Origin of the sequence: Cellulosimicrobium sp. KWT-B, from assembly GCF_002127155.1 — a bacterium.
Lineage (GTDB): Bacteria > Actinomycetota > Actinomycetes > Actinomycetales > Cellulomonadaceae > Cellulosimicrobium > Cellulosimicrobium funkei.
On sequence record NZ_NEDO01000003.1, the window covers coordinates 293,094 to 305,798 of the forward strand.

Genomic DNA, 12,705 nt, shown 5'->3' on the forward strand with positions numbered 1-12,705 from the left:
CGGGGCGTCAGTCCGCGCGGGCGAGGGCGATCGTCGTGGAGCCGCGCTGGCCGGCCTCGTAGAACATGTGCAGGCGGCCGTCGACCTCCACGAACGACGGCGCCGCGGCGCGCCCGTGGTCCGGTGCGGCGGACCCCGAGTCGTACAGGACCCCGAGGTGGTCCTCGCGGTCGAAGCTCGTCCCCACGCGCGCGACGTGGATGTTGCCCGAGCCCGCGTGGTAGACGACGTGGCCCCCGCCGTTGCGCGACCAGTAGTGCGCCCCGGAGACCTGGCCGCCCTCCCCGGCCGCAGGCGTGATGAGCGGCTCCGGCTTGACCTGCCAGCCGGACGTCAGCGACTGCGACCAGCCGACGTAGATCTTGCGCGTCCCGCCGTGGTTGCCCATCAGCAGCATGACGTAGACCCCCGACTGCGTCGGGTGCGGGAAGACGCGCGCGTACGACGTCTCGCTCACGCCCGGGAGCATGTACGTCCCCACGACCCGGTTGTGGTACGTGAAGCTGCGGCCGTCGGCGGAGCTCGCGACCCGGGTCGTGTGGTTCTCGCCGTGGAAGAACAGGTAGATCCGGCGGTCCGCCGGGTTCCAGAACGCGTCAGGGCTCGACACGTGGCTCACGTCGAAGCCCGCCCACGTGCGCGGGATGATCGGGTTGGCGGGGTGCTCGCGCCACGGGCCGGTGACGGAGTCCGCGTAGGCCAGGCAGATGCCGCCCGGGGCGTCGTGCGGGGCGTAGTACATGTACCAGCGGCCGAGCGGGTTCTCGACGCGCCCGGCGACGTACCGGACCGAGGGGAAGATCAGCTCGTTCGTCGGGTTGTACCGCAACGTGCTCCGGTCGAGCGGCTGCCCGAGGTAGCGGAAGGTCGGGAAACCGGGCACCGCCGCGTGCGCGGGTGCCGGGGCGGCGATGCCGCCCACGGTGCCGGCGAGCGCGCCGGTCGCGGTCGCCGCGCCGAGCACGACGGCACCGCGCAGGAGCGCGCGACGGGTCAGGGGACGAGGGACGGGTGGGCGAGGGTCGTCCGGCATGCTGCCTCCACGGTGAGAGAGCGGGTGGGACGGCAGCCACTCTCACGACGGCCCGTGACCAGGGTCAACACGATAATGAGAACTGCCGAACGGCCCGACGGCGGGCGCCGTCCGGGAGCGGACCGACCCGGAGGCCGCCCGCCGACCGATGAGTCCGCGCGCCGCCCCGGGTCTCCCCCTCGACCGCGCAACAGGGACGAGGAGGATCCATGGCCAAGGTGATCGCCGGGGCGACGGTGTCGCTCGACGGGTTCGTGCAGGACGCCGCCGGGAGCAGCGCCGCGCTCTACGCGGACTTCGACACGCTCGTGGGCAGCGACTACATGCGCCGGCTCCAGGACGAGACCGGCGCCGTGCTCATGGGGCGACGGACCTTCGACGGCGCCGAGGACCCCGACAGCTACGCGGAGGACTACGAGTTCCAGGCACCGATCTTCGTCGTGACGCACCACCCGCTGCCCGTCGCGCCGCGCCGCAACGAGCGGCTGTGGATCGAGTTCGTCACCGACGGCGTCGAGGAGGCGGTGCGCCGCGCCGTCGAGGCCGCCGGCGACCGCGACGTGACGTTCGTGGGCGGCGCAGACCTCTTCCGCCAGCTCCTCGCGGCGGACCTCGTCGACGAGCTCGCCGTCGACGTCATGCCGGTGCTGCTCGGCGGCGGCGTCCGGCTGTTCGACGGCGGCGTCCCCGCCACCCTGGAGAAGGTGAGCGTCGACGAGGTGGGCGTCCGCACCGCGCTGCGCTACCGGGTCGTGCGCGACCGCTGATCCGGCTCAGGCGCTCAGCCGCTCGGCGGGGCGAGCCGCCGGGGTCCCGGGTCCCGCGTCCCGCTGCGCACGGGCGAGGACCGCGAGCGGGTCCCGCGCGAGGTCGGCGACCGGCTGCCCCGTCTCCCGGCTGAGGGCGCGCAGCAGGCCGGCGCGCGTCGCGTAGCCGGCGGCGCGCGCCGCCGCGTCCAGCTGCGAGCCGCCGCGCAGGCGCGCGATCGCGACGTTGAGGTGGGCGCGCGTGCGCCAGCGCCCGAACGGGAGCCCCGTCTCCTCGACGAAGAGCCGCTGGACGTGGCGCGCGCTCGCGTGCCGTCGGTCGGCGAGCTCGTCGAGCGTCGCACCCCCGCGCCGGGCGTCCTCGGCCACGGCGCGCGCGACCGGGTGCGACGGGAGCGTCAGCACGAAGTGGTCGCCCGTGACCCCGCGGAGCACCTCCTCGAGGGCCGCGCGGAACGGCGCGACCTGCTCCGGGGTCGCCGGGCCCGCGCAGAGCACGGCGGTCAGGACGTCCGTGACGGCCGGCACGACGCCGAGCCGGTGCACCCGGACGGGGGGCTCGACGCCCGGCGAGAGCACCGGCCCCAGGGCCATCGCCCCGCCCGGCAGGCGCACGGAGTGCGGCACGCCGGGGGCGAGCCACACGCTCTCGTGCGTGCGCAGGGTCAGGGGCGCGCCGTCGGCCACGAGCTCCGCGGTGCCCGCGACGACGTGGACCAGGTGCGGCTCGTCGTGCGCGTGGGTGTCGTGGCCGAGGAAGCGGACGGCGTTCTCCGGGACGACGGCGCCCAGCGCGGTCGGGGTCATGCGGCGCTCCTCTCCTCGGCCGGACCCCTCCGGTCCGGCCGTCCTGCGGGACGACCTCGGACGTGTCCCGCGGCGCACCGTGCAGACGTATCGTGCCCGGTCGTGTCGCGTCCGGGAGCGTCCGTGTCATGTCCGGACACGGCACGGCGCGTAGGTGTGGTTAGCCTAACCTCGCGAGGTGCGCCCCGGTGACGCCGTGCGGCCCCCGCGTCCCTGCTCCCGAGTGCGAGGTCCCATGCTGCCGTCCCGCCGTCCCACCCGCCGCCCCCTCACCGCGCTGGCCGCGCTCGTCGCCGCCGCGACGCTCACACTCTCCGCGTGCTCGGGCGGCACCACCACGTCCGACGCCGGGGCCGAGGGTTCAGATACGCCCACCGGCTCGTCCGCGGCCGAGCGCGTCGTCGCCACGGACCAGGGCGACGTCACCGTCCCGACGGACCCGCAGCGCGTCGTCGTGCTCAACCACGCGCTCGCCGGGTACCTCTACGCGCTCGACGTCCCGGTCCTCGCCACCGTGCCCGAGGTGACCGACGACCCCGAGCCGGCCTTCTCCCCGCTCTGGGCGCAGGAGGCCGAGGCCGACGGCACGGAGCTCCTGGAGTGGAGCGCCGACGGCTTCAACCTCGAGGCGATCCTCGCGCTCGAGCCCGACCTCATCGTCGGTGGCGGGTGGGGCTTCCCGCTCAAGCAGGCGACGGACGTCTACGACGGCCTGAGCCAGATCGCCCCGACCGTCCTCGTGAGCGGCACGTACACGACCTGGCAGAAGCAGCTCGCGTTCCTCGCGGAGGACGTGTTCGACGACGTGGAGACCTCCGAGGAGCTCGCCGCCGGGTACGAGGACCGGCTCACGGAGGTGCGCGACGCGATCACCGTGCCCACGGGCGAGACGGCGTTCCTCGCCCGCACGGCGGAGGGCACCACGTACGCCCTCCAGGAGGGCGAGGGGCTGCCCGCGATCTTCGAGCGGCTCGGGTTCGCGGTCCAGCCGATCCAGGAGCAGACCGGGGCCGAGCCGTACACGCCGGGCGGTGACATGTTCGAGGTGTCGGCCGAGCAGGTGACGTCGGTCGTCACGGCGCCGAACGTGTTCGTCATCGGCTTCAACGGCGCGGAGGTCGACCTCGACGCGCTCGCTGCCGACCCGGTGTTCGCCGCGCTGCCGTCGTTCGCCGCCGGCACCGCGCACGAGCTGCCCACGTGGACGATCCGCAGCGACTACCACGAGGCGATGGCCCTGCTCGACGTCGTCGAGGAGCAGTTCTCCTGATGGCCCAGCACCGCCTGCGCACCCACCCCCTCGTCCTGCGGCGCGTCGAGGTCGCGCGCGTCGTCGACGTCACGCCCCGCATGCGCCGCGTGACGCTCGTCGGGCCGGAGCTCGGCGCGTTCGAGCGCGACGGCATGCCGATGCCGGCGTTCGACGCCCCGGGGTTCGACGACCACGTGAAGCTCGTCCTCGCGTCCGACGGCGACGTCGCGTCCGCGCTGCCCGTGCAGCGCGCGCACGGCATCGACTGGCCGCCCGCGCCGAACCGGCAGGGTCGCGACTACACGCCGCGCCGCTGGGACCCGGTGGCGGGCGAGCTCGACCTCGACCTCGTGCTGCACGGCGACGGGCCCGCCGCCGCGTGGGCCGGGGCGGCGCGCCCCGGCGACGCCCTGTGGTTCGTCGGCCCCAAGGCCTCCACCGTGTGGCCCGAGGACGTCGACTGGGCCCTGCTCGCGGGCGACGAGACGGCGCTGCCCGCGATCGGCCGCTTCCTCGACGAGCGTCCTGTCGACGTGCCCGTGCAGGTCGTCGTGACGGTCGGCGACGCGTCCGCGCGCCAGGACCTCGCGCTGCGCGACGGTGACACCGTCCGCTGGGTCGTCGCTCCGGAGGGCGACCGCGTCGCGCTCAGCGAGGCGGTGCGCGCGATCACGTGGTGGCCCGGGCGCGTCTACGCGTGGGCCGCGAGCGAGAGCCGGGCCCTGCTGCCGGTGCGCCGCCACCTCACGCGCGAGCGCGGCGTGCCCCGCACGCACGTCGACGTCACCGGGTACTGGCACGCGCAGCCGGCGCCCTCGGGCGCGAACCCGGGCGACACCGCGGGCAGCCCCGTCGGCGACACCGCGGGCGGCGTCCCGGGCAGCACCGCGAGCGACGCGCCCGGCAGCATCGCGACCGGCACCGCCCCCGCCGCGCAGCCCGCGGGCGTGCCGTCCCCCGTGCCGTGGTTCGCGACGCGCGCCGCGCTGCAGCTCGGGCTGCTCGACGCGCTCGGCGACGGCCCGCGCGACGTCGCGGCGCTCGCCGAGGCGGCCCGCGTCGCGCCCGCGGCGGTCCGGGTCCTCGTGGACGTCCTCGCGGCGTCGGGGGTCGTGACCGCCGACGGCGACAAGGTGGCCCTGGCCGACGCCGGCGACGACCTCCTCGACGACGAGCACGCGCGCGAGGAGTACGAGGGCCTCGAGGCCGACGCGGTCCTCGCGCTCGCCGCGCTCGCCCCGGCGCTGCGCGAGGACGCCCCGGCGTGGGCGCGCTCGCGCGGCCGGACCCTGCGCGCAGAGGTCGAGGCCGACGCCGACCTCGCCGCGGAGGTCGTCGAGGGCGCCGACGTCCTGCCGTACGTGCTCACCGGCCTCCCGACGTGGCCCGTGTGGTCGGGCGCGCGGTCGGTGGCCGTCGGAGGGCCGGGGGCGCTCGTCGTGGCCGACCTGCTCGCGGACGTGCCCGGCGAGCGCACGGCGACGCTCGTCGAGGACCCGGTGCCGCTCGCTGTCCTGCGCGGGCAGGCCGGCACGGGCTCGCCCCACGCCTCGTCCGGCTCCTGGCCCGGCGCCGACCTGGCCGTGTGCGCGCTCGGGACCGGGCACCGCACCGACGACGAGGTGGTCGCGCTCCTCGCCGCGATGGGGGCGGCCGCGCGTCGGGCCGTGCTCGTCGAGGACCTCACGCCCGACGGCCTGAGCCCGCACGCGCACGAGCACGCGCTGCTGTCCCTCGCGACGACGGGGTCCGGACCGCGCACGCCCGACGACGTGGCGCGGCTCGCGGCGCGCGCCGGGTGGCGCGTCGTCGGGCACGACGCCCTCGGCTGGGGCGTCGCGCGGGTCGAGCTCGCCCGCTGACCCGCGGCACGGCGGGGCGGACCGCGCCGCGGTCCGCCCCACCGCTCAGGACCGGCGTGCCAGGCCCGGCGCGGCCGCCGCGATGAGCAGCGCGGTGGCCGCCGCGAACACGACGACCATGAGGCGCAGCGGCTCGACCGTGAGCGAGACCCCCAGGAGCAGCACGGGGACGGCGAGCCCCAGGTACGCGACGAGGAAGACCCCCGCGAGGACCTCGCCCCGGCGGCCGGGCTCCGCCAGGGCCCCCGCCGTCGCGAGCGCGCCCCGGAAGAGGATGCCCACGCCCGCGCCCGCGACGACGGCGCTCGCCACGAACCCGGGCAGGCTCGCGGTGCCGACGGAGACGGCGAGCACGGCGAGCCCGGTGAGCGTCAGCGTGACGGCGAGCGCGACCTGGCGCCGACGGGCGAGCCGGCCCGTGGCGAGCTGCGCGACGGCGGCCGCGGCGAAGACCGCGGCCGAGACGAGCCCGGCGACGAGGCGCGACTCCTCGTGCATCACGGTCGCGAGCACGCTCGGGGTGAGGGACGTGAAGAGGCCGAAGACCGCGAAGCCCGCGAACGCGGCGGCCGCCGCGGCGACGAAGGTGCCGCGCCCGCCGCGCGGCACGGCGACGCGCTGCGGGCGGTAGCGGTACGGGGCGGCGGCAGGCGGCACGGTCTCGGGCACGAGCGCGGCGGCGAGGACCGCCGCGGCGAGCAGGACGGCGAAGGCGACGTACGGCGTCGTGAGCGGCGCGGGCGCGGCCTGGGCGAGCAGCCCGCCGACGAGCGGTCCGAGCGCGAGGCCGCCGATGTTCGCCAGGCCCGCGACGGCGCTCGTGTCCGCCGGGCCGCCGGGCCGGGCGGCCGCGCGGAGCTCGGCGAGGTGCGCGGTCGCCGTCGCGGTGACGGCCCCGATCCCCACGCCCGAGACGAGCCGCGCGACGACGAGGCCACCCAGCCCGTCCATCAGCAGGAACAGCGCGGCCGCGACGAGCTCGGCCACGAGGCCGAGGACCAGGACGCGGCGGCGCCCGAACCGGTCGCTGAGGTGCCCGACGAGGTAGAGGCTCGCGGCGACCCCGACGGCGTACGCGGCGAAGACGACGGTCACGGCGACGGTGGGCAGGCCGTCGCGCGCCTGGTACAGCGGGTAGAGCGGCGTCGGGACCGTCGAGAACGCCATGGCCGTCGCGAACGCGAGCGCCACCACGAGGAATCCGGACCCGTGCGAGACGAGCGGCCGCGCGCGCCGCGCACGCGGCGGCCGGGAGGACCGCTGCGCGTCGCCCGGTCGCGCGGGTGCGGGATGGGTCGGAGGTGCCGAGGTCGTCGTCATGCGTCCACCGTGCGCCTGCGCTCCTGATCGTGTCCAACGACTTGTGCCGATCCGTCTGATCGGTGTCAGCGATAGGAAGTCGTAGGGTGAGCGGCATGGAGACGCGCCAGCTCGAGTACTTCGTCGCCGTGGCCGAGGAGCTGAGCTTTACGCGCGCCGCCGCGCGCGTCTTCGCCGTGCAGTCGAGCGTCTCGGCGGGCGTGCGCGCCCTGGAGGCCGAGCTCGGCGCCCGCCTGTTCGAGCGCACACGGCGCTCGGTCGCCCTGACCTCGCAGGGCGAGGCGCTGCTCCCCCGGGCCCGGGCGGTGCTCGACGCCGTCGACCAGGCCCGTGCCGCCGTCGCGCCCGGGCCGCACCACGTGCGCGGCACGGTGCGGCTCGGGGTGTTCACGAACCTCGGGTACCTCGGGCTGCCGCGCACCCTCGCCGCGTTCCGGGACCGCCACCCCGGCGTGGTGCTGCGCCTCACCCCGTCGCCCGCCGGGTCCACGGGCCTCGGGGAGGACGTGCGGCGCGGTGTCGTGGACGTCGCGTTCACCGGGCTCGGGCCCGAGGACCACCCCGGTCTGCGGTACACGCGCCTCACGTCGTCCACGTTCGTCGCGGTGCTGCCCGCGGGCCACGCGCTCGCCGGGGCGCGGTCGGTGGCGCCCGGCGACCTGGCCGAAGAGCACGTCGTGACGACGCCGCGCGGGTTCGGCAACCGGGTGGTCGCCGAGCGGGCGTTCGCTCACGCGGGCGTGGCGCCGCGCGCGGACACGGAGGTGGCCGACGTCGGCGACCTGCCCGCGTTCGTCGCCGCCGGGTTCGGCGTGGCGGTGGTCCCCGCGGACATGTACGAGCCCGCGCCGGGCGCGGTCGCGGTGCCGCTCGACGCGCCGGAGGCGTGGTCCCTCGGGCTCGTGACGCGGCCGCACCCGGGCGCGGCCGCCGCGGCGCTCGTCGCCTCGCTCGTCGCCTCGCTCGTCACAGGCCGGGAGCAGGCTCCGGCGGGGTGAGGGGACCCGCGCCCGCGGACCCTGCGCCCGCGGACCCCGCCGGGCCGCGCTGCTAGCATCGGCACGTGCTCATCGAGGTCGACAGACTCTAGCCGCCGAGCCGTCGGCGGCCCGCCCCAGCGCACCCTCGCCCCCGCTCCGCCCCGTCGGAGCCCTCGTCGGCGACCCCTGCCCGGCTCGTGCCGCGGCCTCGGCGTGCCTGGACGACGCCCCACCGCTCCCGCCACCGGCGGCCCGTCCGCGCGCCCGCGCGACGACGTCCCGCCCGACCTTCCCGGCACGACCACGCCCGCGGCACCGCGGGCCGAGGAGCACCCATGTCCACCCTGCACCGGTCCGCGGTGACGCTGACCGACCTCACGTTCGAGTGGCCCGACGGCACCGTCGCGCTCTCCCACCTCTCCGGCACGTTCGGCACCGGCCGCACGGGCCTCGTCGGCGACAACGGCGCCGGCAAGTCGACGCTCCTGCGCCTCGTCGCCGGGCTGCTCACGCCCACGTCCGGGCGCGTGACGACCACCGGCGACGTCGCCTACCTCCCCCAGACGCTCACGCTCGGCCGCGGCGCGAGCGTCGCGCGCCTGCTCGGCATCGACGCCACGCTCGACGCCCTGCGCGCGATCGAGTCCGGCGACGTCGACGAGCGGCACTTCGACGCCGTCGGCGACGACTGGGACGTCGAGGCGCGCGCCGCCCAGGCGCTCGCCGAGATCGGGCTCGACGGCGTCGGCCTCGACCGGCGCGTCGGCGAGCTGTCCGGCGGCGAGGCGATGCTCGTCGCGATCAGCGGCCTGCGCGTGCGGCGCAGCGCGATCACGCTGCTCGACGAGCCGACGAACAACCTCGACCGCGCCACCCGGGCCCGGCTCGCGGCGCTCGTCGACGACTGGCCCGGGACGCTCGTCGTCGTGAGCCACGACCTGGAGCTGCTCGAGCACGTCGACGAGACCGCCGAGCTGCACGCGGGCACGCTGACCACGTTCGGCGGCCCGTACAGCGCGTGGCGCGCGCAGCTGGAGGTCGACCAGGCCGCGGCGGCGCAGGCCGCGCGGAGCGCCGAGCAGACCCTGCGCGCCGAGAAGCGCCAGCGCGTCGAGGCCGAGACCAAGCTCGCGCGCCGCGAGCGGACGGCGCGGACCGCCCAGGCGAACCGCACCGGGTCGCGCATCTCCATGGGGCTGCGCGCGTCCGCGGCCCAGGTCTCGGCGGGCTCGATGCGCCAGGGCCTGGACGCCAAGGTCCAGGCCGCGCAGCAGGCGCTCGACGCGGCGGCGGCCCGGGTGCGCGACGACGAGCACGTACACCTCGTGCTGCCGGACCCGGACGTCCCGCGCGGCCGTCGGCTCGCCGAGCTGCACGGGACGAACCGCACGGTCGTCGTCCAGGGGCCCGAGCGGGTCGCGCTCGTGGGGGCCAACGGCACCGGCAAGACGACGCTCCTGGAGAACCTGCTCGCCCGGCGCGCACCCGAGCCGGGACGCGCCGGCGGGACGCTCCTCACGGACCGGGTCGGCTACCTCCCGCAGCGGCGCGACGGCCTCGACGACGCGCGCAGCGCGCTCGACACCGTCCGCGACGGCGCCCCGGGCGTCGCGCCGGGCACGGTCCGCAACCATCTCGCGCGCCTGCTCCTGCGCGGGTCGGCCGTCGACCGCCCGGTGGGCACCCTGTCGGGCGGCGAGCGGTTCCGCGTCGCGCTCGCGCGGCTCCTGCTCGCCGACCCGCCCGCCCAGCTCCTCGTGCTCGACGAGCCGACGAACGACCTCGACGTGCGCAGCGTCGAGCGGCTCGTCGAGGCGCTGTCGGGCTACGCGGGCGCGCTGCTCGTGGTGAGCCACGACGACGGGTTCCTCGCACGCCTCGGGGTCGACGTGCGGCTCGAGCTCGACCGGGACGGCGCGCTCCACGAGGTGGCGCCGGGCGCGGAGCACCCGGCCCGCTGAGCGCCGGTCCGGGGCGGTCCGCTCGCCGGGTCGTCCCGGACCTCGGACGATGGACCCAGGACCACCGGCCGGGAGGGGACCGTGGGCTGGTACACCGAGCACGTCGTCGACACGGGCCGCGCCCCGGCGCTGTTCGCGCTCGTCGGGTTCGTCGTGACGTTCGTCGTCGTGCGGTCGATCACGCGCCGCATCCGCGCCCGCACCGAGGCCGCCGCGGCGACGACCGCGGGGGCGCCAGGGCACGAGCCCGCGGACGACGGCCGGCCGCTGTCGCGGCGGTCCCTCCTCGGGGACGTGTCGATCGGGGGCGTCCACGTGCACCACCAGGTGTGGGGCATCCTGCTCGTGCTGCTGACCGGCATGCTCGAGTTCCGCTACTCTCCCGGGCACCCGTGGTCGGAGGTGCTCGCGCTGCTGTTCGGCGCGGGCGCCGCGCTCGCGCTCGACGAGTTCGCGCTGTGGCTCTACGTCGACGACGTCTACTGGGCCGAGGAGGGCCAGCGCTCGATCGACGCGATCCTCGTCGGCGGGGCCCTCGGCGGGGCGCTGCTCCTGTCCGCGTCACCCATCGGTGTCACGTCGGACGACGCGTCCGGCGGCTGGCTCGCCTACACCGTGACGGTCGTCGTGCACCTCGCGCTCGCGTTCGTGTGCGTCCTCAAGGGCAAGCTCGCGACGGGCCTGGTCGGCGTGGTGGTCCCGGTCGTCGCGCTCGTGGGCGCGGTGCGGCTGGCAAAGCCGTCGTCGTTCTGGGCCCGACGTCGGTACGGTCGCCGGCCGCACCGGCTCGCCCGCGCGCAGGAGCGCTTCGGGGCGCGCTACCGGGCGCGCAGGGAGCGCGTGCGGAACCTCGTCGGCGGCCGCGCCGACGACGACCCGCCGCCGGCGTAGGCCGGGGTCGTCAGGGCAGGTCCGGCGCGGCCCGCACGACGGCGGCCATCGCGGCGGTCGCCGCGGCGTCGGCGTCGGCGTGCCGCCAGCCCGGGCTCACGACCCGCGCGTGGTCGTTGAGGGCGGCGAGCACGTCGAGCACCGCGACGCCCAGGGCCCGCGCATGAGGTGTGAGGCCGCCGCGGATCTTCAGCTGGCCGAGCACGATCGCGATCTGCGCGCGGGCCTCGGCCGCGAGCGCCGCCTCGTCGACGTCGCCGCCGCGGAGCCGGTCCGCGGCGCCCTGCCGCCCGGACGCCCAGACGTCCTCGGGGACCCCGAGGTCCCACGCCGCCAGGAGGCCGTCGACGAAGGCGGGCAGCGCGTCGTCGCGCCCGTCGGCGGCGTACCACTCCTCGAGGTCGCGCAGCGCGTCGTGCCCGGCGTCGTTGCCGAACGGCGCGAGGTCCTCGCCCTCGTCGTAGAACGGCTCCGGCGCGAGGGACACGAAGGCGGGGTGGCTCGTCGCGGGCGACAGACCCTCGTCGGGGTCGTCGAGGAACAGCGTCATGGGGGCGACCCTAGACCGGCGCGGGGCGCGCCGTCGTACGCGCCCGTCGTCGGGACCGCGGCGCGGGCCGACGCTCCCGCGCCGCGGGAATCCCCTCGATGCGCAGGCCACCCACGTGCCAGGGTGGGCGCATGACCGACGCCACCGACGTGCGCCCCGACGCCCTCGAGCGGGTCGCGTGGCCCGTGCGGACCGCTCGCCTGACACTGCGCCGCGCCCGGCCGGACGACGCGGACGCGTTGTTCGCCTACCGCGGCCTGCCCGAGGTGGACCGGTGGCTCACGCAGCGGTTCACCGCGGTCGAGGAGTGGCGCGAGCACCACGTCGAGCCGGGCCGGCTCGCGACGACCCTCGTCGTGGAGCGCGAGGGTGCCGTGGTCGGGGATCTCTACCTCGCGGTGCGCGACGGGTGGGCGCAGCGCGACGTCGTCGACCGCCCGCACGACGACGAGGCCGAGATCGGCTGGGTGCTCGACCCGGCGCACCAGGGGCTGGGCTACGCGACCGAGGCCGTGCGGGCGCTGCTGCGGGTGTGCTTCGAGGACCTGGGGCTGCGGCGCGTCGTGGCGAGCGCGTTCCTCGCGAACGAGCCGTCGTGGCGGCTCATGGAGCGCGTGGGGATGCGGCGCGAGGGCGTGGGGGTGCGCGACTCCCTGCACCGGGACCTGGGCTGGGTCGACGGCGTCGTGTACGCGCTGCTGGCCGACGAGGTGCGCGCGGGCGCTTGACCCTGACGCGACGTCAGGGCGCAGGCTGCCCGCATGACCGACACGTTCCCCGCCTTCGACCTCTCCCCCGTCCCCGTCCCGGGGCCTGACGCCGTCGCCCCGGAGCCGTTCCGCGGGATCTATGGGATGCCGCAGTTCGTGACCGTCCCGACGGACGACCTCGCGGCGTCCGTCGAGCTCTGGACGCACGGGCTCGGGTTCTTCGACCTGTTCTCCGTGCCGGGCGGCATCGTGCACCTGCGCCGCTGGGCGTTCCAGGACGTGCTCCTCGTCCCGGGCACCCCCGCGCCCGACCTGCCGGCCCTCACGGTGAGCTTCTCGTGCGTGCTGTCGCAGGTCGACGCGATCGTCGCCGCGTGCGAGGCCGTGACGCCCGGCTGCACGACGGGCCCGCGCGAGATGCCGTGGGGATCCGTCGAGGTCGAGGTCCGCACGCCGGAGAACGCGCGGGTCGTCATGACGGCGGCACGCCCGTTCGTCGCCGGGAGCGACCCCGCCCGGTTCCTGGAGGGCATCGGGATCGAGGCGCCCGCCCCGTGAGCACCGCGGCTCCG

12 protein-coding genes are annotated in these 12,705 nt (G+C 76.8%); 8 read left to right on the plus strand and 4 right to left on the minus strand.

From position 1 onward, the window contains the following. Positions 1–7: 7 nt before the first annotated feature. Positions 8–1,033, minus strand: coding sequence for a hypothetical protein (locus B9L22_RS11240; RefSeq protein WP_086150429.1), 1,026 nt, complete (start codon positions 1,031–1,033; stop codon positions 8–10). A gap of 209 nt (positions 1,034–1,242) precedes the next feature. Between B9L22_RS11240 and B9L22_RS11245 the strand changes: the two genes are divergently transcribed. After that, the gene (locus B9L22_RS11245) at positions 1,243–1,800 is read left to right on the plus strand and encodes a dihydrofolate reductase family protein (RefSeq protein WP_043659185.1); all 558 of its coding nucleotides are present in this window, start codon (positions 1,243–1,245) and stop codon (positions 1,798–1,800) included. Between the two features lie 6 nt (positions 1,801–1,806). Here B9L22_RS11245 and B9L22_RS11250 read toward each other — a convergent pair whose 3' ends face one another. Further along, entirely contained in the window at positions 1,807–2,607 is an 801-nt protein-coding gene (locus tag B9L22_RS11250) for a helix-turn-helix domain-containing protein (RefSeq protein WP_086150430.1), read from the minus strand. Positions 2,608–2,842: 235 nt separating this feature from the next. On the opposite strand from B9L22_RS11250, the gene B9L22_RS11255 reads away from it, so the two are divergent. Next, the gene (locus B9L22_RS11255; protein WP_086150431.1) at positions 2,843–3,877 is read left to right on the plus strand and encodes an ABC transporter substrate-binding protein; all 1,035 of its coding nucleotides are present in this window, start codon (positions 2,843–2,845) and stop codon (positions 3,875–3,877) included. Continuing rightward, entirely contained in the window at positions 3,877–5,721 is a 1,845-nt protein-coding gene (locus tag B9L22_RS11260; protein ID WP_086150432.1) for a siderophore-interacting protein, read from the plus strand. The genes B9L22_RS11255 and B9L22_RS11260 overlap by 1 nt, the downstream gene beginning before the upstream one ends. Before the next feature lie 45 nt (positions 5,722–5,766). Here B9L22_RS11260 and B9L22_RS11265 read toward each other — a convergent pair whose 3' ends face one another. Then, positions 5,767–7,041, minus strand: a complete 1,275-nt coding sequence (locus tag B9L22_RS11265; RefSeq protein WP_086150433.1) for an MFS transporter — start codon at positions 7,039–7,041, stop codon at positions 5,767–5,769. Between the two features lie 95 nt (positions 7,042–7,136). On the opposite strand from B9L22_RS11265, the gene B9L22_RS11270 reads away from it, so the two are divergent. From B9L22_RS11270 to B9L22_RS11280, 3 genes are all read left to right on the plus strand, one after another. Next, positions 7,137–8,039: a LysR family transcriptional regulator gene (locus B9L22_RS11270; RefSeq protein WP_086150434.1), complete on the plus strand. Its 903-nt coding sequence runs from the start codon at positions 7,137–7,139 to the stop codon at positions 8,037–8,039. 317 nt (positions 8,040–8,356) lie between these two features. Beyond that, entirely contained in the window at positions 8,357–9,982 is a 1,626-nt protein-coding gene (locus B9L22_RS11275; RefSeq protein WP_198947278.1) for an ABC-F family ATP-binding cassette domain-containing protein, read from the plus strand. Positions 9,983–10,063: 81 nt separating this feature from the next. Then, entirely contained in the window at positions 10,064–10,873 is an 810-nt protein-coding gene (locus tag B9L22_RS11280; protein ID WP_086150435.1) for a hypothetical protein, read from the plus strand. Between the two features lie 10 nt (positions 10,874–10,883). On the opposite strand, the gene B9L22_RS11285 is transcribed toward B9L22_RS11280, so the two are convergent. Next, positions 10,884–11,423 carry a hypothetical protein gene (locus B9L22_RS11285; RefSeq protein WP_051028402.1) on the minus strand — a complete coding sequence of 180 codons (540 nt, stop codon included), beginning with the start codon at positions 11,421–11,423 and terminating at the stop codon, positions 10,884–10,886. A 131-nt stretch (positions 11,424–11,554) separates the two neighbouring features. On the opposite strand from B9L22_RS11285, the gene B9L22_RS11290 reads away from it, so the two are divergent. Both B9L22_RS11290 and B9L22_RS11295 read left to right on the plus strand, forming a co-directional pair. Continuing rightward, positions 11,555–12,151 (plus strand): GNAT family N-acetyltransferase, encoded by a 597-nt coding sequence (locus tag B9L22_RS11290; RefSeq protein ID WP_086150436.1) that lies wholly within the window; start codon positions 11,555–11,557, stop codon positions 12,149–12,151. A 33-nt stretch (positions 12,152–12,184) separates the two neighbouring features. Next, positions 12,185–12,691: a glycosyltransferase gene (locus B9L22_RS11295; protein ID WP_086150437.1), complete on the plus strand. Its 507-nt coding sequence runs from the start codon at positions 12,185–12,187 to the stop codon at positions 12,689–12,691. The last annotated feature ends 14 nt before the right edge of the window (positions 12,692–12,705 follow it).

What these genes read in the sequence shown, in the direction of transcription:
- B9L22_RS11240 (WP_086150429.1), bottom strand. Translation starts at nt 1,033, where the DNA reads ATGCCGGACGACCCTCGCCCACCCGTCCCTCGTCCCCTGACCCGTCGC.
- B9L22_RS11245 (WP_043659185.1), top strand. Translation starts at nt 1,243, where the DNA reads ATGGCCAAGGTGATCGCCGGGGCGACGGTGTCGCTCGACGGGTTCGTG.
- B9L22_RS11250 (WP_086150430.1), bottom strand. Translation starts at nt 2,607, where the DNA reads ATGACCCCGACCGCGCTGGGCGCCGTCGTCCCGGAGAACGCCGTCCGC.
- B9L22_RS11255 (WP_086150431.1), top strand. Translation starts at nt 2,843, where the DNA reads ATGCTGCCGTCCCGCCGTCCCACCCGCCGCCCCCTCACCGCGCTGGCC.
- B9L22_RS11260 (WP_086150432.1), top strand. Translation starts at nt 3,877, where the DNA reads ATGGCCCAGCACCGCCTGCGCACCCACCCCCTCGTCCTGCGGCGCGTC.
- B9L22_RS11265 (WP_086150433.1), bottom strand. Translation starts at nt 7,041, where the DNA reads ATGACGACGACCTCGGCACCTCCGACCCATCCCGCACCCGCGCGACCG.
- B9L22_RS11270 (WP_086150434.1), top strand. Translation starts at nt 7,137, where the DNA reads ATGGAGACGCGCCAGCTCGAGTACTTCGTCGCCGTGGCCGAGGAGCTG.
- B9L22_RS11275 (WP_198947278.1), top strand. Translation starts at nt 8,357, where the DNA reads ATGTCCACCCTGCACCGGTCCGCGGTGACGCTGACCGACCTCACGTTC.
- B9L22_RS11285 (WP_051028402.1), bottom strand. Translation starts at nt 11,423, where the DNA reads ATGACGCTGTTCCTCGACGACCCCGACGAGGGTCTGTCGCCCGCGACG.
- B9L22_RS11290 (WP_086150436.1), top strand. Translation starts at nt 11,555, where the DNA reads ATGACCGACGCCACCGACGTGCGCCCCGACGCCCTCGAGCGGGTCGCG.
- B9L22_RS11295 (WP_086150437.1), top strand. Translation starts at nt 12,185, where the DNA reads ATGACCGACACGTTCCCCGCCTTCGACCTCTCCCCCGTCCCCGTCCCG.